This window comes from Paenibacillus plantiphilus (assembly GCF_927798095.1).
GTDB lineage: Bacteria > Bacillota > Bacilli > Paenibacillales > Paenibacillaceae > Paenibacillus_Z > Paenibacillus_Z plantiphilus.
Genome location: NZ_CAKMMF010000005.1, coordinates 178,136 through 200,465, shown reverse-complemented (window position 1 = coordinate 200,465; position 22,330 = coordinate 178,136). Strand labels below are relative to the sequence as shown.

Genomic DNA, 22,330 nt, shown 5'->3' with positions numbered 1-22,330 from the left:
GGGGGTACTAGCATGAAGCCTTATAAAAAAAGCTTGGTTCTGTTGATTGGCTTGACCATGGTATTCAGTTTGGTACTGGCAGCATGCGGCAGCAATAACGCCGCCAATAATGCTGGCGACAAGAGCCCGGCCAACACGACGGATAACAAATCCGGCGAAGAGATCGATTGGAAGACGGTCAAGGCCGACATTCGCTTCGTTTATCCGGGCACGTCTGAATCCGAGAAGCTGTTCGCTGAAACCTTCAAGGACGCAATGAAAGAGAAATACCCCAATGTAAATATCGAATTCATGTATCTGTCATGGGCAGACATGGAGAAGAAAATCTCGGTTATGATCAACACGGGCGATGTCCCGGATATTGCAACGACGCAGGACGTTACGAATTTCGTTCAGATGGATGGCCTTGAAGATCTGGCTCCGTTCATGGAACGGGCGGATTCCACGGTGAAGAAGGACGATTTCCTTCCCGGAACGCTGGATTATTCGACGGTAGACAACGGCATCTATGCGGTTCCAGCAACTGCAAACGCATTCAACCTGATGGTCAATGAGAAGATGCTCAATGATGTGGGCATGAAGCTTGAAGAACTGCAAACATGGGCTGATGTAGAGAAAGCCGCTCAATTGATGACCAAGGACGGCAAATATGGCTTCGGTTATCCGCTGGGCGTGGCGCGATTTGCTTTCCGCGTGCCTTTCACAGCAGGCTACAGCAACGATGTATTGATCTCCGACACCTCGGAAGGGAGCAAATCCAAATACATTGAGCTGCTTACGCACTTCAAAAATTTGGAGGCTTACCAGCCTAAAGCGCATCTAACCTGGGGTTATCCTGAAATGTTCAGAGCTTACAGCAACGGCGAGGTTGGGATGATTCCAGCAGGAACGTTCTTCTCCTCCAATGTGTACAGCATCAATCCGGAAATCATCAATGTTTCCCGTGCGATTCCGTATCCGAAGGGACCATCAGGCACGAAGATTCAGACGCCTGTCGCCAACTCCGGCTTCGGTATCTACAAGGGCAGCAAGAACAAGGAAGTCGCGTGGAGATTGGTGCAAGAGCTATTGTCGCCTGAATTCAACAGCACGCAAGCCGCCATCCTCAACATTACCGCCAAGAAGGAAACAAGCCTGGAGGATGTCATCAAGAAGGCTGAGAGCGTATACCCGAAAGCGATCGACGGACACAAGCGCATTATCGAGGATTTCATGGGACTCGTTGCAAGCTCCGGTGTGCCGATGGACAAGATTGTCGGCCAGCCGGAAATGGAGACGATTGTTCAGGAGAACATGGTGAAGATGCTGACTGGCAAGTCTGATCCAGAAGAAACCTATGCCGCTATTATTAAAGGTGTCGATCAAGTTAAAGCGAAGTACGCCAAATAAGCAGGTTGTTAGTTAACCCGGGGACTCAGACGGCTCCTATAATCATGAGTCCCCTTTTCTATCTCAATGTAAGCTGTCTGGGTGAGGAGAGTGAACATCATGACCCGTAAATTTATTAGATTACACGGCTTCGGCTATCTGCTGCTTGCCCCCGCAGTTATTTATTTGGTCGCATTCCAGTTCTACCCGTTGTTCGAGACGATTCGGCTCAGTTTGTATGATTATTCCCTGATTGCGAATAAGGGTATGTCCTTCATCGGACTCGACAACTACAAATTTCTCATTACCGAGGACGATAAGTTCTGGAAGATTATGTGGAACAGTGTCGTCTGGGTGCTTGGTTCAACGTTGTTCCAATTCGCGGTCGCTATTCCAGCCGCTCTTATCTTGAGCGCCAAGCTGCGTTCCCGCGGACTGTGGCGCGGACTGATGATGGTGCCATGGGTTGCGCCTGTGGTCATTATCGGAATTGTATGGAAATGGATCTATGACGGACATAACGGATTAGCCAATTACTACCTTAGCGCATTGAACATTATTCAGGAAAATATCGTATGGCTTGGAGACGACTTCTGGGTCTGGCCTGCTCTTCTGCTCACTTCCGTATGGAAGGGCTTCCCTTACATTGCACTGATGCTGCTGTCAGGGTTGACCGGCATTTCGAAGGAAATGATGGAAGCCGCTCAAGTGGACGGCGCGACAGCCTGGCAGCGATTCACCAGAATTACACTGCCGCTGCTGAAGCCGATCATGTACGTAACAGGAATGGTCGCTATCGTATCCTCTTGGACGAAGTTCGAAATGATATGGGCACTCACCAATGGCGGACCAGGCTTTGAAACCAGTATCCTGCCGACTTATGTATATACGAATGCGTTCGTTTATTACGATCTTGGCAAAGGCTCGGCTATCGCGACGCTATCGATGGTATTCGTCCTTCTCATTGTAGGCATCTATGCGAAACTATTCGGCAAGGAAAATGATTAGAAGGGTGATGTTATGAAGGAGACACTTTCGTATCGCACACTCAAATATATGAGTCTGCTAGTTCTGATGGTGTGCACACTCTTCCCGTTCCTCTGGTTGGTCGATACAACCTTCAAGAGCACGGAGGAAATGTTTGCCTCAACGCCTTCGTGGTGGATTGAAAATTTCACACTGGAGCATTATACCTGGGCGCTGGGCGAGCAGGGAATGAATATCGGCAAACTGCTTACCAACTCCATTATCGTCTGTACGCTTACCGCTTTATGCACGGGCCTGATCGCTTGTCTGAGCGGCTACGGCCTTGCGCGCTTCCAAGTGCCGGGCATCAAGCTTGTCATTATCTTGTTCGTATTGGCCCAGATGATTCAAGGTCCCTTGATCATGATTCCATGGTACGAGCTGGCCTCCACCTTCTCCCTGCTCAATACGAAGACCGTGCTCGTTCTTATCTACAATACAATGACCATTCCGGTCGGTGTCTGGATAATGAGCGGATTCTTCAAAACCGTTCCGAAGGAGCTTGAAGAGGCCGCCTATATGGATGGCTCCACCAAGCTGAAGACGCTGTTCAAGATCATGGTTCCGATGGCTCTTCCCGGCCTCGTATCCATCAGCCTGTATTCGTTCATTCTCGGTTGGAACGACTATCAATACTCCCTGATCCTGACCAACTCTCTGGCGGCCAAAACCGTACAGGTCGGCATTGCCGAGGTGATGGAAAGTATGGGTGCGGCGAACTGGGGCGGCATTCTCGCCAGCGGCGTCATCGTCATCCTTCCGATCGTCATCATATTCGCCTTCATTCAGAAGCTGCTTATTGAAGGTCTGACAGCCGGCGGCATTAAAGGCTAGCCAATGTTGCCGATTGCCTGCCGCGTTACAGCACGGAAAAGAGAGGCGCGACACGCTGTAAGACTGATAAAACCTCTTACAGATGGCTAGATGTCGCTGCATCCTCTTCTCCTTTAGCCGTAAGACGGAAATAGCGTGTTACAGCACGAAAAAGCGGGACGCGGCGCGCTGTAAGACTGATAAAACCTCTTACAGATGGCTAGTTGTCGCTGCATCCTCTTCACCTCTAGCCGTAAGACGGAAATAGCGTGTTACAGCACGAAAAAGCGGGGTGCGGCGCGTTGTAAGACTGATAAAACCTCTTACAGATGGCTAGTTGTCGCTGCATCCTCTTCGCCTTTAGCCGTAAGACAAGGAAATAGCGTGTTACAGCACGAAAAAGTGGGGCGCGGCGCGAGGTACTCGCTTTTCGGTTCGGTTTATTATTCTCGGCGGTCGTCTGATGCAGTCCATCGCTGAGAAACGAGGGCAGATACCGTTCGTTCGCTGAGAATGTCCATTTGAGCCCTCTAAACAGTCTAGATCAGCATCTACAGAGCTATTTGCTTGCTATTCCACTATGACAGGAGACTATACTTGTGACCAAGACAACTTCCAACTACGAGCAATTCAAAGGTATTATCCCTGCTCTTATTACTCCTTACGGAGCTGACGGCGGAATCAGCGATTCCGTTACACGGCAGCTCGTTCGTCATCTGATCTCGCAGGGCGCTGCAGGCTTCTACCTGAGCGGCAGCACCGGTGAAGGCTTCCTCCAATCAACGGAGGAGCGCCAGCAGCTGCTTGAGATCGTCATCGATGAAGTGAAGAATGAAGTGCCTGTCATCGCTCATGTCGGCGCAATGGATACGGCTACCGCCGTGCAATTAACCCGCCATGCCCACACGGCTGGTGCAGCTGCCGTATCTGCGGTCACTCCTTTCTATTATAAGCACGGACCTGAACAGGTCATGCGCCACTACATCGACATTGTAGAAGCCGCTGACATCCCTTTGATCGCGTATCATATTCCGGGCCTGACCGGCTCGAATGCATCGGTAGACTTCTACAAGGAGCTGTCGCAGGTCGACGGCATTATCGGTTTGAAATTCACCTCCACCAACGTCTTCGAGATGCAGCAAATCATGGACAGCTGCGGTGAGGACTTCCTCGTATTCAATGGTCCCGACGAAATCTGTCTCGCTGGACTTACGATGGGCGCATGCGGGGCAATCGGTTCAACCTACAACATCATGACAGCTCCCTTCACTGAGCTGTACCGCTTGTTCCATGCAGGCAAGCTTGAGGAAGCACGGACCATTCAATATGAAGTGAACCGCGTCATTCGGGAGCTGCTGCGCTATGATTTCATCGCGTTCGAGCGGGAAATTCTGCGGCTGCAGGGCTTCGAGGTTGGAAGTCCTCGCAAGCCGATTCAGCAATTGACCGATGCACAGCGCGCTGACATTTACGAGGTCGCCAAACGTTTTTCCTTTTTGAATGTCAAGTAAATATAGGGAGGATGGTTGATCAGCATGACAGCTAAAGTGAAGGTACAGCAGCTATTCGATCTAACCGGCAAAGTCGCTCTGGTCACAGGCGGCAATAATCTGGGCTACGATGCTGCAGAAACATTGGCAGAGCTTGGCGCAATCGTCGTTATCACCCGCAGAGAGCAGGAGGCTGCCGCCCGAACGGCAGCCCAGCTTGCTCAGGAGACGGGCGCCGAGGTTGCAGGAGCGGCACTTGAAGTGACTGACGAGGCTAGCTGGAAGGCGGTCGTGGAGGATATTGTTGCTAAGTATGGCAGGATCGATATTCTGATCAATAATGCAGGCGGACGCAAAGTTTCGGTCATTCCCGAGACTGTCGAGGACGATCCATCCTTTGAGTTTCTGGAAACCAGATTGCTGGAGGACTGGAAATATACGATGGACGCCAACTTAACGAGCGTCTTCCTTGGCTGCCGAACAGTTGCCCCTCATATGAAGGGAGCCAGAAGCGGTAAAATCATCAATATGGCGTCTATCGACGGAATCGTCGGCCGCGACCTGAGAATCTATCCCGGATCAGGGCTGTCGCCCACCGTGCCCGATTATTTGGCCAGCAAAGCCGGCGTCATCAATCTGACCAAAGGAATCGGCGTTTCGCTTGCCCCATTCGGCATCTATGTGAATGCCATCTCCCCGGGCGGCTTCTATCGGGAACAGCCGGATAAATTCGTAGAGAATTATACGCGTCTCGTGCCGCTCGGGCGAATGGGCCGGGATCGCATAGATTTGAAGGGCTCCATTGCTTATTTGGCCTCTTCAGCCTCTGACTATACAGTCGGACATAACCTTGTCATCGATGGCGGATTAACCTCCTGGTAAAGATAAAGGCAGCACCACCGTTTGCCCACATGAACGATGCGCAGCTCCCATCGCGCGGTGATGGAGCGCTAGTGTGTCGGCAGTCAAACCTATAGGCTAACAATGGAGTGGATGTTATGATACACGGCGATCTTACAACAACGATCGGACAAGAAAACACCGTTCTGCACCCCGTTCTGCAGCGGGCACTTCATCATTTATACAAGATGGATCTTGCGGGAGCAGCCCCGGGTAAATACGAGCTGGATGGCGAGGACATGTTCGTGCTGATTCAACAGTTCGACACAGCGCCAAAGTCGGCCAAGAAGCTGGAAGCTCATCTTCAATATATCGATATTCAATATTTGATCAGCGGCGAGGAGGAGCAGATCGGCTACGCGAGGCTGGCGGATTGGCATGTCATCGCTCAGGATGAGCTGGCAAGCAGCGACTACGCTTTATACGAGGATACTGAGGATGAGATCGACCTGCTGCTGAAGCCGGGCATGTACGCGATCTTTTTCCCTGCCGATCTACATCGTCCGGGTGTCTGCAAGCTGCAACCGACTTCTATTAAGAAAGCAGTGGTCAAAATAAAAGCAGCCCTCCTCCAATACTAGTGCATGCAGAAAACCGTCAGGGAAAGTTTCCATCCTGACGGTCTTTTTTGGTTTCTATCGGTGTCACTGCTGCAGCTGCTGTCGCCTATTTCCCCGCTTCTTCTGTCCACGTTAAAACAGCATCGAAACGGCTGTTATCCTCTGTGTTCTGCGATGCTGTTATTGAGAACGAGGTGCTGTCAAGCTTGCCTGACAGCATCAATACATCACTCTGGGCCATATCGAATACATCCGTGAAGCCTTCCTTCTTCAAATAATCCGCATACAGCTTGTGCAATTCATCAGACGTCATTTCCACATCAAACGTAATGATGAATGATTCCGCCCCATCGACAATGTTCTTGATCGAACCGGTCACATTAGCGCCATCCGGCAGCGGGACACTCTCCGGGAAATCCTTCGGAAGCTCCTTGCTCTCCGAGAACTGGGTGGATTGCGACTTGCCATTCTCGTCTGTCGTCTCCATACTTACCGAGCCATCGTCTCCCTCTGACATAACGGTCGAAGCGCCTTTATCTGTCGTCAGCTTCACTTCATTGCCGCTGCTGCTCACTTCAATGTTGCCGTCATTGGTCTTAATGGTAGCCGATTGCCCGCATGCGCTCATTAATAGTAGTAGTCCAATAACAATCGTGAACCGCGCCAGGTTGTTGATTCTGGTCTTCAACATCGGTTTCTTCAGCCTCCCTTATTCGGATATAGATATTTCGAACTATGAACGTTTCTAATATACCGCAATAAAGGAGCTGGAACCACGGGCCAAAGGTTGATTTTTTTTGATCATACTCCAGAACAATCCTATTTATAGCTCACAACAGTTCATTCATCTGCGTTATTGCTTCTCTTCCCACGTAATTAAAACATGGCTGTGGCTCCTATTTTCGGCAACTAACTTATCCTCAACACCTGTGAAGCCTTCCGATTCCAAATAAGCGGAGTACAATTGGTGCAGATCCTCTTGATTCCATACATACAAAAGGAAGCCCCCCCCTTTGTCTTGCCAAGGTTGGGCTTCCTTCTTGCGAAATGAGAACGGAATTGTCCTTTTGAATATTGTATTATACGATGCCTTGAAGCATCATAGCGTCTGCCACTTTAATGAAGCCGGCAATATTCGCACCAACAACAAGGTTGCCGGAATAGCCATATTCTTCAGCCGCCAATACGCTGCTCTCATAGATATTCTTCATAATGCTGTGCAGCTTCGCGTCCACTTCCTCGAAGGTCCACGACAATCTCATGCTGTTCTGAGCCATCTCCAGCGCGGATACGGCAACACCGCCAGCATTCGCTGCTTTAGCAGGTCCAAACAGAACTTCGTTGTTCAGGAATACTTCAATTGCCTCCAGCGTGGATGGCATATTAGCTCCTTCACCAATCGCTTTCACACCATTAGCGACCAGAGTTTTCGCCGATTCTTCATCGATTTCGTTTTGGGTTGCACATGGAAGAGCGATGTCGCAGGGGATGGACCAAATATTTTGGCAGCCTTCTGTATAAGTGGCTTGTGGGTGATGTTTCACATATTCACTGATGCGTTGACGCTCAACTTCCTTCAGAAGTTTAACGGTTTCCAGGTTGATGCCGTTCGGATCGTGGATGTAGCCATTGGAGTCGCTGCATGCAATAACTTTTGCACCCAGCTGCTGGGCTTTCTCGATTGCATAGATGGATACATTGCCGGAGCCCGAGATGACAACGGTGCTGTCCTGGAAGCTAAGTCCTTTGAATTTCAGCATTTCATTGACGAAGTAGACACAGCCGTATCCAGTAGCTTCTGTTCTCGTCAAGCTGCCGCCGTATACGATCCCTTTGCCCGTAAGAACGCCAGCTTCGTGACCGCCTCTGATTCGTTTGTATTGACCGAACATGAAGCCGATTTCTCTTGCGCCTACGCCGATATCGCCAGCTGGAATATCCGCATCAGGTCCGATATATTTGTACAGCTCTGTCATGAAGCTTTGGGTAAAGCGCATAATTTCATTGTCGGACTTGCCCTTAGGGTCGAAGTCAGAGCCGCCTTTGCCGCCGCCAATTGGCTGGCCTGTCAGGGAGTTCTTGAAAATTTGCTCAAAGCCCAGAAATTTAATGATGCTCGCGTTAACAGAAGGATGGAAGCGAATGCCGCCCTTGTAAGGTCCAAGCGCACTGTTGAACTGCGCACGGAAGCCGCGGTTAACATGTACGTTGCCATTATCATCTACCCAAGGCACACGGAAGGAAACGACACGCTCAGGCTCAACGATTCTCTCCAGCACGCCGCTCTTCATGTATTTGGGATGCTTCACAAACACAGGAGTAAGGGAGTCCAGTATTTCCTTCACTGCTTGATGAAATTCGCTCTCGTGCGGATTCCGTTTAATAACGGATTGATACACCGATTGCACGTACTGTTCTGCTGCTGTTTGATTTTCCTCAGAAATAAATGTTATCAATTTCAACAACGCTCCTTAATCTGAATTAAGCCTCATTAATACTCATGATGCTTCTTATGCCAAAAAATGTTTGTACTATTTGCCCGAAACTTTGCATTTTACTCCTACAAATTTTAAACAAACAACCGTCTATTCGTCAATCAAATTATTTCACTATGGATGTCTGATTACCAAGAAAATGGAATACGAGCATAAAAAAAGACCTCATCACCCTTGCAGGTGATAAGGTCCGCATATTTTGAACATTTTATAACAATTCTTTACGGAGTTCCTCCGGCGATTTCGGCGACAGGTAACCGAGTGGAATATCGAATACGGTTTTGGCTCCTGTAACGCCCTCAGCGCTCAATTTATACGCTGCCCGCGCATAGGCAATCAGCACGCTTGCCGTGAATTCCGGGTTGCTCTCCAGCTTCAAGCCGAACTCGATAATCTGCTTCGTTCCCTCTCCGGTAATTCCGCTGCGAATGACGAATCCGCCATGCGGCATGCCCTTATGATTCGCGGCTAATTCCTCTTCCGTAATGAAGGTGACTGTTGTATCATAATCTGCAAAATAGTTCGGCATAGATACGATCGTCTCGCGAATCTCGTCTTCGTTCGCGCCTGCCTCTGCTACGACGTAGCACTCGCGCAGATGCTTCTCGCGCGTAGACAATTCCGGAGTCTCTCCACCGCGAATCCGGTCGATCATCTGCTGGACAGGAACGGTATATTGCACGCCAGCTTTGACGCCCGGCACACGACGAATGGCGTCAGAATGGCCTTGGCTGACCCCTTTGCCCCAGAACGTGTAATCCGTGCCTTCGGGCAGGATCGCTTCAGCCAGCAGTCGGTTAAGCGAGAATAAGCCCGGGTCCCAGCCTGTTGAGATGACGCTCACCGTGCCGCCTTGCTTGGCTGCTGCGTTTACGGTCTCGTAGAACTCAGGAATTTTCGCATGGGTATCGAAGCTGTCTACTGTATTGAACATTTTGGCGATTACAGGGGTCTGCTCGGGAAGATCCGTTGCTGAGCCGCCGCACAGAAGCATCACATCGATGATGCCCTTATACTGCTCTGCCGCCGAGATATGCTCGAACTTCACACCTGCCGCATGAGCGGTCATCTGTCCTGGCTCTCTCCGTGTAAATATGGCAACGAGCTCTATATCGGGGTTTTGTGCAATTGCTTTCTCCACACCTTTACCCAGATTTCCATAACCGACAATGCCTGCTTTAATAACCTTGCTCAGATAAAGCCCTCCTCTTGTTTCTCCTAAATTTTCTATAGCTCTCTATTAAGTATAAAGATGTTACATGAAATGTAAACTAAAACTGCTGGAAATCGCCCTTAAAACGACAAAAATGTTCGTCAAATCTGTGTACATAACGACAATTTGCATCAACTTTCCCTCATTCATGCAACAATTCGTCCGTCATTACTCGTAGCGTTTCCGATTTCCCGTATTCCATACACGGCTGGCGGCACAAAATGAATAACCGTTCTCTCCATATGACAGCATTTCACGACCAAAGTCCAGCAGGCAATCCAACTCGCGTCTGTTTCCCATAGATAGCGATATAGCCTACAATAGAAGGATTGACAGTAGGACGCTTCTACAGAAAAGAGACTCCCTTGGAAATCAAAATAGAGGATACACAAAGGCAGGAACAATGAGAACAAACAACCACATTATCGATCACAGAAAATATGGCATTCCCTCACCGCCACCTCCACCGCCACCGCGCAAAAGATCAAGGAAGCGGAGACTGCTGGTTATTGCAGCACTCCTGATGATTGCTGTTATTTACCGGGAAGACCTGCTCTCTCTCGGACGCACGATTATGGATGCGCCTATAGCAGATGTTCCACCTGTTACGGAGCTGCACCCTGAGGTTGCCGCCAAGAGCGCACAGCTTACAGAGGAATCCGCGCGCAAGGGGATTACCATTCTGATTACGGACGGCTTCCGCAGCTCGGAGGAGCAGGATGCTCTGTATCGAAAAGGACGGAGCGATGAAGGCTCCATTGTCACGAAGGTGGAGGGCGGCGATTCGTATCATAATTACGGGCTGGCGATTGATTTCGCGCTAATTGACAAGCGTGGGGATGCAATCTGGGACCTGGAATATGATGGGAACGGGAATGGAGCTTCGGATTGGATGGAAGTCGTGGAGATTGCCAAGAGGCTGGGCTTCACATGGGGCGGGGATTGGGAGAGCTTCCGTGATTATCCCCATCTGCAGATGGACTTCGGCTACTCCATCCGCGAGCTGAAGCGCGGAGCAAGGCCCCCAGCGAACATGCCAAAGCCTTAGCCCATTCTATATACGGACCTGAATGTTGTTCAAGAATGCAAGAGACAGCTCGACAGCCTTCTCCAGCTCCTTGGTCGTGCCGGCAAAGGGATGGACAGCGCCAAAGGCATGATTGGCTCCCTCCAGCGTAACATGCGCCTTGTTCGGGGCCGCTTCCCGCAAGCGGCGGTTGCCCGCAAGCAGGCGCTCGGAATCGCCATCCCCTTGAATAAACAGGATCGGCGTATCGATGGCTGCAGCTCTCGCCGGAATATCGAAGCGCTCGCGATTGCGGTCCAGATCGTCGAAAAACACCCTTTCAATCGGCATCTGCTGCTTCGTCCGTGCATTGGCTACATAGCCGATCCCATTGCGGAGAACCTCCTCCCGGAATGCCTCGTCGAACAGGTTGCAATCGCCAATGCCATTCCAGCTGACAATCCCCCGGATTATAGGATGCTCAGCCGCGAACAGCACGCTGTTGCCGCCGCCTCGGCTGTGCCCCAGCAGGAAGATGCTGCTCTGGTCAACCAGATGCAGCAGCGGGAGACGGCCCTCCATTAACGCAGCGAGCAGCGCCGCCAGATCGGCCTGTTCTCTCGAATACGTATTCACCCCGAACTTGCCCAGCTCATCGAAATCCGTCTCCCTCACGCCGCTGCACGAGAAGTTGAACGTGATTGCCGCATAACCTCCGGCTGCCAATGACCTTGCAGCATAGGGGAAGAACCCCCAGTCCTTGAAGCCCTTAAAGCCATGCGACACAATTAATGCAGGCTTAACGCGCCCGTCATCGCGCACTCTAACCTCGCCTCTCACAATCAGCCCGTCACCCAAATCAAGCTCGAAGGATTGCTCCAACAGCTCCGCTTCGCTCATCATCCATTCCTCCTCATATGTGATTCAGCGCCACTGGCGACTATGCCGATACCCCTCATTCATGTTGAAACCATTATAGCATCAAAACATAGTACACTGGTAGGTTTAATGGATGATTCAAAATGAAGAGCCTGCTCGAAAACGCCAATTGCGGGCGCAAACATACAAGCAAGGAAATACTCGCACTCAATAGCGCCAACCAACAAGGGCAAGGGATAGTGGCAGCCGCTCTCTTCACTGATAGGACAGGCATTGCTGCTGCCGGTAACTTATTCGAAGATTGAAGAGCACAAGGAATATTCTAAGGGCGATTAATTTGATACAATTATGAGACAGGTTTATAATGCTAATCCATCGGAGGCAATGTATGAATACAATTTCAAATTATATCGCGGACCATTTGGAGAAAGGGAGCTGGATACGCAAGCTGTTCGACGAAGGAAACCGTCTGAGAAGCCTGCATGGGGAAGAGAGCGTCTTTGACTTCTCTCTCGGCAATCCCATTGTTGAACCGCCCGCTGCTTTCCTGGAGGCTCTGCAATCGGTCGTATCCGCCGAAGTGCCCGGCAAGCATCGTTATATCCCGAACCAAGGTCTTCCCGAGGCTCGCGCCAAAGTAGCCGACTTTATTAATGAGCGTTTCCAGACCGGGGTCACGGCGGGCACTGTCGTCATGACCGTCGGTGCAGGCGGGGCGCTGAACGTCATCTTGAAGGGTATTCTCAATGCTGGCGAAGAGGTCATTATTCCGGCCCCCTACTTTGTCGAATACGATTATTATGTAGCTAATCATGGCGGAGCGGTCGTTCATTGCCAGCTTGATGAGCAGTTCTCGCTGGATCTTGCCGAGATCGAGCGCTCACTCTCTGCACGCACGCGGGCTATCATTATTAACACGCCGCACAATCCGACGGGGTCGCTGCTGGATCAGGACATTCTGAATGCTCTTGGCGACCTGCTGGCTGATACGGAGAAGAAATACGGCAGCACCATTTATTTGCTTTGCGATGATCCTTACGGACAATTGATCTATGATGCGGAAGCGCCTAATCCTTTTGCTGCTTATCATCGCACCATTCTGGCCAGCTCCTTCAGCAAGGATCTCGGTCTTGCAGGTGAACGACTCGGCTACATTGGCATCGACGCATCCATGGAGGATGTTGGAACGCTTATAGCGGGGCTAGTATTCTGCAACCGGACGCTCGGCTTCGTCAATGCGCCACTTCTTGTGCAGCGCTCGATAGCCGCCATGGATTCCTTGCGTGTCCCTCAGCACGAGTATCGCGAGCGCAGAGACCTGATGGTACAGGTCCTTCAATCGGCAGGCTATGATTTCGTCATGCCTCGCGGCGGCTTCTTCATCTTCCCTAAGAGCCCCATCGAGGACGATGTCGAATTCTGTCTCAAAGCAGCGCAGGATTACCGCCTGCTCATTGTTCCGGGATCAGGCTTCGGCAGAAAAGGATTCTTCCGCCTCTCCTACAGTGTGCCTGTCGAGCAGATCAAACGCTCCCAGGACACTTTCACACGACTGCTGCAAGACTACAACAAATAGACGAATTCTCAGGCGAGGCCTGCAGGCCTCGCGAGTCTCGGTGAAATGTACAAAGAACCTCCGATGGAACCACTTTGTCAGTGGACCATTGGAGGTTCTTTCTTGTTCCCGCGCTGCTTGCATGCATCCTGAGATGGTCAAGCTCTCTCGGAAAGGAGCTTCTCCAGCTTGGATTTAATATAAGGCTGATGTTCCAATAGAGCATGGAACTTCTCGCGGGTGATCGTTATGAATGTACAAGGCGTCACAGATGTTACGTCTGCGTTGCGGGCTGTCTTTCTCATAAGGGCAATTTCGCCGAAATGATCGCCTTCCTTGAGCACAGCCAGAAGCACCCGATTCCCATCCTCCTGCAGCCGGCTAATCTCCACGCTGCCGCTCTCAATAATATAAAACTTGCTGCCGTCCTCTCCCTGCCTGAGAACATACTGGTCTCTATCGAACTGCTCCGTAACGAATAAGTCGGCTATCGCCGTCAAAGCTTCTTCATTCATACTGTCAAAAAAGGATAATTGCTGTAACCGAGCCATATTTATGGACATAGGATAACCTCCCTCGACCTGTTAACGCCACCATTATAGCATATAGATTGTTGTAAAATAATAACGAATATTCATGTCCGCCTCTTGTTCGTAAGCGATTTGTGGCTGTTCGCCAACACGCCTCGCGGGGAAGGCGAGCGCGACGATCTACAGCGTGATCACATAAAATCCCGCTGACCTGCCGTGTATTTAAGAGCTGATTGAAGCATAGCAAAGCCCACATCCTGATGAATAGGTGTGGGCTATTTTACGCATGAGCCGCTTGGTGTTGATGGTGCAACATTAAACGGTCAGATGGACTTCAATCCAGTGGTGTAGTTGTGGGTAGATCTGCACAGTACAATATACTACCTGTCAAATCAGCTAGTGTGACCGTAAAATAATATTAAGCAACTCCTCTAGGTGGACAAGATGCTGTTCCTTGACTTCGAACTGAAGCAAGGAGCAGCTAATGTTATCTACTGTAGCTTTGTGTAACAATATAACAAGATGAAAAAACGTAAGGAGGATCTATTGTTGAAAATTTTCATATCAGAGGTTCCTTCTAATTTGTTCACTAAAGCTAAGCTAAGAAAGATGGGGTTCAAACCTGCATCGAATTATGAAGCCTTTGTAATCTTTCCTCCTAGCAGAAGAAGATATAAACTCTATTCCATTGAAAGGGCACAACCAATAGATAGAAGTGTTGGTTTCTCAGTACTGAAAATAGATAACTCCATAGAGGCTAAGCAAAAATTTGAAGAAATTCGAAAAAGATTCATGGGAGGCCAATAGGCGATTGTCGCTTATTTGGAACCAGAAATAACCGTTATATTGTACGGTTAATCCGCTCGTAGCCACGACTTGTTTCAAACACTGCATACCGCCTCACTGCAAGTTTCGACGTCTCAGATGGAATAGCCATCCTTCGCCGCAGTGCCATCCATGCTGCGCGTCATGACACGATCCAGAATCGCTTTCTCGTAATAGGCAAAGCCGGTATCTTTATCCCTTGGGCGCGACAGGGCAATATCGACATCGAGCGAAATGATGCCATCCTCCACCAACACCACGCGATCCGCAAGCGCGACCGCTTCACTCACATCATGCGTAACGATGACTGCGGTGAATCGGCGCTCCTGCCATAGCCGCTCGATCAGCTCCTGCATCTCGATACGGGTCAAGGCGTCCAGCGCTCCTAACGGCTCATCGAAGAGCAGCAGCCGCGGACTGCCGGCCAGCGCCCGGGCCAATGCAACGCGCTGGCGCTGACCGCCAGACAGCACGGCAGGCCATTCGCTGGCTCGATCTGCAAGCCCCACCAGCTCCAGCGCTTCCAGCGCCTTGCTCCGGTCGCCTCCCGGCGCGCCGATTCTTACGTTGTCGAGCACCGACTTCCATGGAAGCAAACGCGCATCCTGGAACATAATGCGGACATCAGATCGCAGCCCCGTTGTCGCTGTTCCATCGAATGCTACTGTTCCTTCTGCAGGCTTCTCCAGACCTGCAATCAGCCGCAGCAGCGTGCTCTTGCCGCATCCACTCCTCCCGACAATAGCGAGGAACTGGTTCGGTTTCACACTGACGCTCAAGCCTCTAAGCACCGTCTGCTGCCCAAATTGCACGAGCCCCCCTTCAACCTCAATAGCCAGCCCTTCTGAAGCCGCCTGCACTTTCGATTCCACGGCTTCTGAGGCCGACGTTCCATCCGATTTCTTAGCTTCTGAAGTTGTCGTCCCTCCCGATCCCGCAGCTTCTGAACCTGCCTGCCCTTCCGATTCCACGGCTTGGGTAGCCTCGCCAGCTCTCTGCCGAACATGTCCCGGCCTCTCCGAGCGGGGTACTTCAATATCGTCGCTTATCGGTATTGGGGATGCCATTTCAGCCAGCTCCTCTCCATCAGTTTGGCTAACCAGTCAGATAATTTGCCTAGCAGGGCATACAGCAGAATGCTGAGAACGACAACGTCCAACTGCATGAACTCACGAGCGTTCATCGCCATGTAACCAATACCCGAGTCTGAGGAAATCGTCTCCGCCACGATAAGCGTAATCCACATAATACCCAGCGCGAAGCGGATTCCGACCAGAATCGCCGGAAGCGCTCCGGGCAGAATAATGCTGCGGAACAGCGCAAAGCCCTTCAGTCCGTACGTCCGACCCATCTCGATCAGAGCGGGATCGACAGACCGAATGCCATGATGGGTGTTCAGATAGACGGGGAAAGCGACACCGAGCGCGACCAGGAATATTTTGGCCTCCTCACCGATACCGAACCAGGCGATAACAAGCGGAATAAGTGCAAGATGCGGGATATTGCGGATCATCTGAATGCTTGTATCCGTCAGCTTCTCGGAGAGCGATACGATCCCATTCAGGAAGCCCAATACGAATCCAATGCTGCCGCCAATCGCAAACCCGATCAATGCCCGACGCGTACTGTCGCCGATATATCCGAACAGCTCGCCATTGCGGATAAGCTTCACACCTGCCTCAAGCGTTGACAACGGCGTCGGCAGCACCCGATTCGAGATCCATCCCAGGCTTCCGAACCACTGCCAAACAACGACGATAAAAACAGGAATGAGCCACTGCAGCCCCAGCGAGAATCCATTCTGCTTCCACTTCACTCTTCTACTCATGACGTATGCCTCACTCTCTCCACCCGAACGTTTCGTTATTTGATCACTGCGTCCTTAACCTGAATTTCCGTCGGAATCAGGCCAAGCTTGAAGAAGGTGTCCGCAATTTGCTGCTGCGCGCTAATAATGGAATCATCAATCGGCAGCAAGCCGTATTCACGCCTGCCGGAGGCCAGCTCCAGTGAAGGAATGTCGATGTTTAGCTGCGGAGACAATAGTGCCGCGACTTCCTTCTGATTCGCCTTGGCCCACGCATCGACTTTGTTCAGCTCATCAAGCACGGAATCGATCGCTGCCCCATTCCCTTCAGCGAAGGAGCGCGATGCCAGATAGAACTCATGATTGGCCACGAGGTCCTTGCCGTCCAGCAGCAGCTTCGCCCCTGTCGCGGTCTGAGCAGCCGCAAGGAACGGGTCCCAAATCACCCATGCATCGACGTTGCCATTATCGAATGCAACTCTGGCATCGCCCGGCTTCAGAAATACGGTTTCGACATCCTCATAAGCGACACCGGCCTGCTCCAGCGCCTTGACGAGCAAGTAATGAACATTGGAGCCTTTGTTCAAAGCGATCTTCTTGCCCTTCAAATCTGCTACAGACCCGATCTTCGAATCCTTCGGCACAAGAATGCCCTCACTGCCCGGGCTCGCCGGCTCATGACCCAAGTAGACGAGCGGAGCGCCAGCAGCTTGCGCGAAAATCGGCGGTGCTTCCCCCGTATGACCGACATCAATACTGCCGACATTCAGAGCCTCCAGCAGCTGCGGGCCACCGGGAAATTCGGTCCATGTTATTTTGTAGCCCTCCGCCTCCAGCCTTTTGTCCAAATGCCCTTGCGCCTTCAAAATGTTAACCGTACCGTACTTCTGATAGCCGAAACGAAGCTCCTTGCTCTCTTTCGGCTCCTCCTCCGCAGCTTTCCCGGATTCCGGCGATTTTGCATTGTCCGCACCCGCCCCGCTCGTGTTGCCCTGCGCTGATGATGAGCCCCCAGCAGATTCGTTATTGCCATTCTTCGACGAGCAAGCCGACAGCACCAATACGATGCTTAATATAACAACGGATATTACCGTTATGCTTTTGCCTGCTTTTCTTGTTCCCATGAATGTGTCCCCCTAATAATATGTGTGCAAAATAAAGAAGGAGGTTTCCTTGGATCCAATCCTCCATCGTGAAGGTACTGGTCAGGAAACCTCCGGTAGACCGGCAGGTCTTCTTTTTTTTACTAATATCAACATCATATACCAACTATTCCTACCCGTCAACTGTGAATTAAAATTAATCTCGACAGTCCAACTCTAGAACCATATTGACAACGGGAATTACTTCGCTGTAATATATCCATTATAGATATATCTATTTCGGATATAACAAGAATGGATATACCAATTGGGGGTGATCGCGCTTGTCCAGAAACAATACGTTCGATTCCGAACAGCTTACAGACGCAGCCTATTATATACTGCTGTCCCTGCTCGTCCCCAGACATGGCTATGGCATTATGAGCTATATCGAGAAGCTGACCGAGGGCGAGGTTGTAATCGGTCCAGCGACAGCCTATACCTTGATCAAGAAGCTCCAGGATAACCAGTATATCGTGCTGGCGGACAAGGAAGACAATGACCGGCGCAAGACGTACAGCATTACAGCTATCGGCAAGCGCATAGTGGACAAAGAAATGGAACGCAGACGCACAATGGCCGATCACGGCCATCAAGCGCTGCAATCAGCGAAGGAGGAAGGATATCATGGTTAACAACAGACGATTCATTCTATCAGGCGGACTTGCCTTCTCAGAACAACGGGACATGAACAAATTAAGCCGGCTCGCTGCCGAGGGCTGGATTCTCGAATCCTTTGCTTTTCTAGGCTATTATGTGCGAAGGAGCGAGCCTCAGCAATTAACATATGCCGTAGATTACAACAAAGTAAGCGATAGCGATCGGGCAGATTATTGCGACATATTCGAAGCCAGCGGCTGGACACATATATGTTCAGAGGAACGCATCCATATTTTCTCCGCACCCGTTGGCACTAAGCCGATATACACTGATACCGACACGAAGGTGGAGAAATACGCGCATCTGGTAAGGCTGATGAAGCCGTTCCTTGCTGCTCCCCTCTTCACATTGATCATGTTTGCTCTGTACGCCTTGCTCCAATCTGCCGGAGAGACCACCCTTCTGGAGAACATCCTCATAACAGCAGGCGCGCTAAGTTTAATTGTCAGTGTACCGATTCTCATGACCTTTACAGTTGCCTTCATTCGACTGAAACGAGTAAAATCGTAGAGCTTCCGCGATTGCAGGCACGAGCGGCAGGGCAATTATTCATATAAAATCGCATCTAATTGTATTCCTAAATTTTCCGATATATTGTATGGTATTGAATATCATCCAATATAGAAGGGAATTTCTCAATGAACATCATCCAAGCCTCTATGAAACGAATCGTAGTATCGCTATTCATTCTTGCGCTTGTATTGACCGGAGTAGGAGCGGAAGGCTATCAGGTTGAAGGGGCAGCAGCCAATGCCAAGGAAGTTGCTGTCGTCTATTATCTCCATAATGATGACTTGTATCGTATTCGGACTGACGGGTCGCCTGCGAAAAAAATCCAAGCGGATTTCGACGGCTATGATCTCAAGGCTGCCGGAAGCTCCATCTACTACCAAAGCGACAATAACTCCTCAGCTCTGCTGCGTTTATCGACGACAGACGAGAGCCCGAGCGAGTCTGCCTTCAGTGGCGATATGACAATCGTGTATTATGAAACACATGGCGATTATATTTATTTCATGAATGATAAGGGCAATCTCTACCGCGCTCCCTCTACCGCCAAAAGCTACAAGGAAGCCAAGCTGGTCGTAGATAAGGCAGACACCGAATTTCCAGGCTTCAAAATTGTGGAAGGAAGGGTCTACTACAACGCTATTCGCAACGGCCGTGCAACATGGGTTGCTTCGAGATCCGCTGACGGACGCGGAGAGCTGCAGTGGATAGCAGCAGGCGCAATTGAAGATATTTACTACGCGCGCACCGACAGTACGCATCTTACTCTCATGATCAATACCAAACCGGAGGAACAAAGCTACTCCACCAACTGCATGGTGCTCTACACGCTTCCGAAGAAGGGCGGCAAGGCTACAGCGGTCAATGCCAAAAGTCCGATCGAAGCCAATGCGGTAGATTCCGGCTCATGGGCGGGCGATGGCAGTTTTCTATACAACAAAGGCATTCTTCTCGATGCCGAGCATAACTTCGACTATACGAAGGGCAAGGGCGTTCTGATCCAGAAGAGCGGTGCAAGAATCGATTTGAGCAAGAGCAGTGTGACCGACATTGCTGCCGTGGATAAAAATAAATACGTCTATCTCAATGACGCGGGCAAAGCCTTTGTCAGCACAGTTGCCAACAATAAAGTAACGGGCACGAAGACACTCCCTGTTAAGGACGTAGTCAGTGTCAGCAACCTGATGAAGAATGGCCAAGTGCAGGCCACTATATTGTTCACAGAGGACAGCTCTTATATCGTCAGACCTGACTCCACGCTCAAAAAGATGGAGGGTGTTTTGTGGGATATATCCTACTATGAGGCCGATATCAATGGTATCTTCTATATTAATAAAGCGGACAGCGGCTCCCTCTACCGCATGGGCTTTGACGGCAAGACGACGCTCAAGCTCACGAACGAAGCGGTATCCTACATCCTGCTAGTTGCCAAGGGTTAACACAGCCCGCTCAGAGAAGAGGATGCGGCTGCCGCATCCGAATTTGTATACGCAAAGACGCCGCCAATCCCACTTGCATAGTGGCTTTGGCGGCGTCTTTGCTCATTATTAGGGACTGACTCACTCGCAGATTCCAACAAAAACTCTCATGACGTCGAATACGTCACCCATCTTAAGAAACTACTCCCACTCCCCATATACCTGCAATATTCAGGCTGTTGAGAAAATCCGATGGATATGAATGAGTTGCAAACTCCACCATCCCTGCTATCAATCGTACATACCTGCAAAAGTACATCTCCTGCATCCAATAGAGCTTCGCGCAGACGGAGTACCTGCAAAAATACATCAGATATCGCCAAACCCCAGCGTATATGGTACTTCTCTGCTTTTTTGCTGCACTTTTGCACGTAATTGGCTTGAAATAGCGCTTTCTAGTCCAATCATATGTATTTATGCAGCAACGAAGATGCAAGCAAGAGGTTGGAGCAGCGAAACCCTAACATATATTTGCAATCTGGGCGGAGCCTTCTATCGTTTGGCTGCCCTTCTATAGTACGCCGTCAACAGCTCTTCAATCGGTATGTCATTGATACGCATCCCCGACATCTCGCATAGTTGAATATTGACGTTCGAAAGATTGCAGCTGCGAATTTGACTGCCGCTTAAATCACATCGTTCGAAGAGAATAGGATTCCTCTCTGCCCCTAGATTCGTATCGTGGAAGTGGACGCCGTCCAAGGAAACAAGTCCAATCTCACTATTGCTTAACCTCAGATCAGCCAGAAGAGCATGGGTGAAATTGATATTCGTAAATTTGACATCGCTCATATTGCAATCGGTAAACTGGCTGCCCCGCAAGCTGCTGTTACTGTACCGGCAATGCTCCATATGGATGCCATAATAATCGATCTCCTGCATGGAGCATTCCTCAAACTCCGCATGCGAAAGGTTCTGCTTCACAATTCTGGATTGAACCATCTCAATCTGCTTGGTTTCTATTTTATCCGATGTGGTGGAACTGACCGCCTTCCTGCGTTTCTCGTAACCGAATTCCGACTCTGACTCATACGTTCGTGTGAAGCCCGCCTTTTCATAGAAATGATGATTGCTGACCTGTCTGCCGGAGGTTTCCAGCTTCCACACTTCAACAAGAGGAAACTCGCCTTCAAGGAGGAACATGACCTTCGAGCCAATCCCTCGTCCCTGATAGATCGGGTCTATAAATATTTTATCCAGTCTCGCATGTCTTCTCCCCGCATAATTGATGCTGGCCCCGCCGATCGTTCGTCCCTCGAATACGATAACATAGCTGAACATTTCCCGAATCGTGTAGCTGTGCATTGCTATCGAATCATAGCTTGGCGGGCGCAGATTGCTGTCAGGCGTTTCTCCCTCTTGAAGCCATTTGGTCATCTCTGCATCAAATGCTCTTACTGCAATCTCCATTAACACCTCCGCATCATCAACCGCTGCTCTGCGAATATCCAGCATGTCAGCGCGAGCCATTGTACCGCACTCCCTGCTTCGTATCTCGAAATAATCGTAGTTATCCTGATCCGATAGCTTGACCTGATGAATGTGGCGGAAGCCCGCTTTCTCCAGCACTCTGCGTGAAGCAGGGTTGCAGAGTTTGGCAATCGCAACGATCTGATGGAGCTCCGTGTTCTCCAACAGGTATGAAACCAGCGCACGAACTGCGCTCGTCGTATAACCCCGATTGCGGTAATTGTTGGAGATGGCGTAGGCCACCTCTCTGACTGACGGGTCCAGCATATCGTTCGGGAATACGCCGCACCATCCAATAAGCCGCGCCTCCTCCTTATGCTCAACGGCCAGTAAAACTCGAACATCCTCAGGATCAAACTTCTCATAGCTTGTTATGATAAAGCTGAGAAACTCCGTGAGCTGCTCCTCCGTCATGCGCCAATCCGGTAGAAGGTCTGTAATTTCCGGTTGCCTTGTAAGCTCATAAAGCGCGTCATAATCATGCTGCGAGAATCTTCTTAATCTAATGGAAGCTGCATCTATCGTAAACTGATTACTCATTATCAAACACCTCGTGGATTATTTTGGATAGGGCGATGCAAATAAAGGAGTGCCCCAATAAGG

Annotated in this window: 22 protein-coding genes; 12 read left to right on the top strand and 10 right to left on the bottom strand. The window is 50.3% G+C overall.

Translation table 11 applies throughout. From position 1 onward, the window contains the following. Positions 1-12 precede the first annotated feature (12 nt). The 6 genes from L6H65_RS06290 (at position 13) to L6H65_RS06265 (ending at position 6,178) form a co-directional block, all read left to right on the top strand. The gene (locus tag L6H65_RS06290; RefSeq protein WP_236339644.1) at positions 13-1,389 is read left to right on the top strand and encodes an ABC transporter substrate-binding protein; all 1,377 of its coding nucleotides are present in this window, start codon (positions 13-15) and stop codon (positions 1,387-1,389) included. A 99-nt stretch (positions 1,390-1,488) separates the two neighbouring features. Beyond that, complete coding sequence (locus L6H65_RS06285; protein WP_236339643.1) at positions 1,489-2,376, top strand: carbohydrate ABC transporter permease; 888 nt, start codon at positions 1,489-1,491, stop codon at positions 2,374-2,376. Between the two features lie 12 nt (positions 2,377-2,388). Then, positions 2,389-3,228 (top strand): carbohydrate ABC transporter permease, encoded by an 840-nt coding sequence (locus L6H65_RS06280; RefSeq protein ID WP_236339642.1) that lies wholly within the window; start codon positions 2,389-2,391, stop codon positions 3,226-3,228. 578 nt (positions 3,229-3,806) lie between these two features. Then, positions 3,807-4,718: an N-acetylneuraminate lyase gene (locus L6H65_RS06275; protein WP_236339641.1), complete on the top strand. Its 912-nt coding sequence runs from the start codon at positions 3,807-3,809 to the stop codon at positions 4,716-4,718. Positions 4,719-4,742: 24 nt separating this feature from the next. Next, on the top strand, positions 4,743-5,579 hold the full coding sequence (locus L6H65_RS06270; RefSeq protein WP_236339640.1) for an SDR family NAD(P)-dependent oxidoreductase: 837 nt from the start codon (positions 4,743-4,745) through the stop codon (positions 5,577-5,579). A 116-nt stretch (positions 5,580-5,695) separates the two neighbouring features. After that, positions 5,696-6,178, top strand: a complete 483-nt coding sequence (locus tag L6H65_RS06265; RefSeq protein WP_236339639.1) for a NanQ anomerase/TabA/YiaL family protein — start codon at positions 5,696-5,698, stop codon at positions 6,176-6,178. A gap of 85 nt (positions 6,179-6,263) precedes the next feature. Here L6H65_RS06265 and L6H65_RS06260 read toward each other — a convergent pair whose 3' ends face one another. The 4 genes from L6H65_RS06260 to L6H65_RS06245 all read right to left on the bottom strand — a co-directional run bounded on the left by L6H65_RS06260 (position 6,264) and on the right by L6H65_RS06245 (position 9,847). Next, positions 6,264-6,848 (bottom strand): hypothetical protein, encoded by a 585-nt coding sequence (locus L6H65_RS06260; RefSeq protein WP_236339638.1) that lies wholly within the window; start codon positions 6,846-6,848, stop codon positions 6,264-6,266. Between the two features lie 162 nt (positions 6,849-7,010). After that, positions 7,011-7,154 carry a hypothetical protein gene (locus L6H65_RS06255; protein WP_236339637.1) on the bottom strand — a complete coding sequence of 48 codons (144 nt, stop codon included), beginning with the start codon at positions 7,152-7,154 and terminating at the stop codon, positions 7,011-7,013. Positions 7,155-7,236: 82 nt separating this feature from the next. Then, the gene (gene gdhA, locus L6H65_RS06250) at positions 7,237-8,610 is read right to left on the bottom strand and encodes an NADP-specific glutamate dehydrogenase (RefSeq protein WP_236339705.1); all 1,374 of its coding nucleotides are present in this window, start codon (positions 8,608-8,610) and stop codon (positions 7,237-7,239) included. Between the two features lie 250 nt (positions 8,611-8,860). Next, positions 8,861-9,847 carry a diaminopimelate dehydrogenase gene (locus tag L6H65_RS06245; RefSeq protein ID WP_236339704.1) on the bottom strand — a complete coding sequence of 329 codons (987 nt, stop codon included), beginning with the start codon at positions 9,845-9,847 and terminating at the stop codon, positions 8,861-8,863. A 421-nt stretch (positions 9,848-10,268) separates the two neighbouring features. On the opposite strand from L6H65_RS06245, the gene L6H65_RS06240 reads away from it, so the two are divergent. Next, complete coding sequence (locus tag L6H65_RS06240; protein WP_236339636.1) at positions 10,269-10,913, top strand: M15 family metallopeptidase; 645 nt, start codon at positions 10,269-10,271, stop codon at positions 10,911-10,913. 6 nt (positions 10,914-10,919) lie between these two features. Here L6H65_RS06240 and L6H65_RS06235 read toward each other — a convergent pair whose 3' ends face one another. Continuing rightward, positions 10,920-11,774 (bottom strand): alpha/beta hydrolase family protein, encoded by an 855-nt coding sequence (locus L6H65_RS06235; protein WP_236339635.1) that lies wholly within the window; start codon positions 11,772-11,774, stop codon positions 10,920-10,922. Between the two features lie 364 nt (positions 11,775-12,138). Between L6H65_RS06235 and L6H65_RS06230 the strand changes: the two genes are divergently transcribed. Beyond that, positions 12,139-13,326, top strand: coding sequence for a pyridoxal phosphate-dependent aminotransferase (locus tag L6H65_RS06230; protein ID WP_236339634.1), 1,188 nt, complete (start codon positions 12,139-12,141; stop codon positions 13,324-13,326). Positions 13,327-13,463: 137 nt separating this feature from the next. Here L6H65_RS06230 and L6H65_RS06225 read toward each other — a convergent pair whose 3' ends face one another. Further along, the gene (locus L6H65_RS06225; protein ID WP_236339633.1) at positions 13,464-13,868 is read right to left on the bottom strand and encodes a cyclic nucleotide-binding domain-containing protein; all 405 of its coding nucleotides are present in this window, start codon (positions 13,866-13,868) and stop codon (positions 13,464-13,466) included. A 516-nt stretch (positions 13,869-14,384) separates the two neighbouring features. Here L6H65_RS06225 and L6H65_RS06220 point away from each other — a divergent pair. Beyond that, entirely contained in the window at positions 14,385-14,642 is a 258-nt protein-coding gene (locus L6H65_RS06220; protein WP_236339632.1) for a hypothetical protein, read from the top strand. A 113-nt stretch (positions 14,643-14,755) separates the two neighbouring features. Here the strand turns inward: L6H65_RS06220 and L6H65_RS06215 are convergent, their stop codons facing one another. From L6H65_RS06215 to L6H65_RS06205, 3 genes are all read right to left on the bottom strand, one after another. Beyond that, the gene (locus tag L6H65_RS06215; protein WP_236339703.1) at positions 14,756-15,520 is read right to left on the bottom strand and encodes an ATP-binding cassette domain-containing protein; all 765 of its coding nucleotides are present in this window, start codon (positions 15,518-15,520) and stop codon (positions 14,756-14,758) included. A gap of 185 nt (positions 15,521-15,705) precedes the next feature. Then, entirely contained in the window at positions 15,706-16,488 is a 783-nt protein-coding gene (ssuC, locus tag L6H65_RS06210; protein ID WP_236339631.1) for an aliphatic sulfonate ABC transporter permease SsuC, read from the bottom strand. A 35-nt stretch (positions 16,489-16,523) separates the two neighbouring features. Then, the gene (locus tag L6H65_RS06205; protein WP_236339630.1) at positions 16,524-17,591 is read right to left on the bottom strand and encodes a sulfonate ABC transporter substrate-binding protein; all 1,068 of its coding nucleotides are present in this window, start codon (positions 17,589-17,591) and stop codon (positions 16,524-16,526) included. Between the two features lie 302 nt (positions 17,592-17,893). Between L6H65_RS06205 and L6H65_RS06200 the strand changes: the two genes are divergently transcribed. The 3 genes from L6H65_RS06200 to L6H65_RS06190 all read left to right on the top strand — a co-directional run bounded on the left by L6H65_RS06200 (position 17,894) and on the right by L6H65_RS06190 (position 20,218). Continuing rightward, the gene (locus L6H65_RS06200) at positions 17,894-18,244 is read left to right on the top strand and encodes a PadR family transcriptional regulator (protein WP_236339629.1); all 351 of its coding nucleotides are present in this window, start codon (positions 17,894-17,896) and stop codon (positions 18,242-18,244) included. Beyond that, complete coding sequence (locus L6H65_RS06195; RefSeq protein ID WP_236339628.1) at positions 18,237-18,779, top strand: DUF2812 domain-containing protein; 543 nt, start codon at positions 18,237-18,239, stop codon at positions 18,777-18,779. Before L6H65_RS06200 ends, L6H65_RS06195 begins: the two co-directional genes overlap by 8 nt. Positions 18,780-18,907: 128 nt before the next feature. After that, positions 18,908-20,218 carry a DUF5050 domain-containing protein gene (locus tag L6H65_RS06190; protein WP_236339627.1) on the top strand — a complete coding sequence of 437 codons (1,311 nt, stop codon included), beginning with the start codon at positions 18,908-18,910 and terminating at the stop codon, positions 20,216-20,218. A gap of 531 nt (positions 20,219-20,749) precedes the next feature. Here L6H65_RS06190 and L6H65_RS06185 read toward each other — a convergent pair. Beyond that, positions 20,750-22,267: a GNAT family N-acetyltransferase gene (locus tag L6H65_RS06185; protein ID WP_236339626.1), complete on the bottom strand. Its 1,518-nt coding sequence runs from the start codon at positions 22,265-22,267 to the stop codon at positions 20,750-20,752. Between the last annotated feature and the right edge of the window lie 63 nt (positions 22,268-22,330).

Excerpts from the sequence above, each read along its gene's own strand:
- L6H65_RS06185 (WP_236339626.1), bottom strand. The coding sequence starts at position 22,267 with ATGAGTAATCAGTTTACGATAGATGCAGCTTCCATTAGATTAAGAAGA.
- L6H65_RS06270 (WP_236339640.1), top strand. The coding sequence starts at position 4,743 with ATGACAGCTAAAGTGAAGGTACAGCAGCTATTCGATCTAACCGGCAAA.
- L6H65_RS06190 (WP_236339627.1), top strand. The coding sequence starts at position 18,908 with ATGAACATCATCCAAGCCTCTATGAAACGAATCGTAGTATCGCTATTC.
- L6H65_RS06290 (WP_236339644.1), top strand. The coding sequence starts at position 13 with ATGAAGCCTTATAAAAAAAGCTTGGTTCTGTTGATTGGCTTGACCATG.
- L6H65_RS06225 (WP_236339633.1), bottom strand. The coding sequence starts at position 13,868 with ATGTCCATAAATATGGCTCGGTTACAGCAATTATCCTTTTTTGACAGT.
- ssuC (WP_236339631.1), bottom strand. The coding sequence starts at position 16,488 with ATGAGTAGAAGAGTGAAGTGGAAGCAGAATGGATTCTCGCTGGGGCTG.
- L6H65_RS06230 (WP_236339634.1), top strand. The coding sequence starts at position 12,139 with ATGAATACAATTTCAAATTATATCGCGGACCATTTGGAGAAAGGGAGC.
- L6H65_RS06280 (WP_236339642.1), top strand. The coding sequence starts at position 2,389 with ATGAAGGAGACACTTTCGTATCGCACACTCAAATATATGAGTCTGCTA.
- L6H65_RS06285 (WP_236339643.1), top strand. The coding sequence starts at position 1,489 with ATGACCCGTAAATTTATTAGATTACACGGCTTCGGCTATCTGCTGCTT.
- L6H65_RS06260 (WP_236339638.1), bottom strand. The coding sequence starts at position 6,848 with ATGTTGAAGACCAGAATCAACAACCTGGCGCGGTTCACGATTGTTATT.
- L6H65_RS06265 (WP_236339639.1), top strand. The coding sequence starts at position 5,696 with ATGATACACGGCGATCTTACAACAACGATCGGACAAGAAAACACCGTT.
- L6H65_RS06195 (WP_236339628.1), top strand. The coding sequence starts at position 18,237 with ATGGTTAACAACAGACGATTCATTCTATCAGGCGGACTTGCCTTCTCA.
- L6H65_RS06205 (WP_236339630.1), bottom strand. The coding sequence starts at position 17,591 with ATGGGAACAAGAAAAGCAGGCAAAAGCATAACGGTAATATCCGTTGTT.
- L6H65_RS06235 (WP_236339635.1), bottom strand. The coding sequence starts at position 11,774 with ATGATGAGCGAAGCGGAGCTGTTGGAGCAATCCTTCGAGCTTGATTTG.
- L6H65_RS06240 (WP_236339636.1), top strand. The coding sequence starts at position 10,269 with ATGAGAACAAACAACCACATTATCGATCACAGAAAATATGGCATTCCC.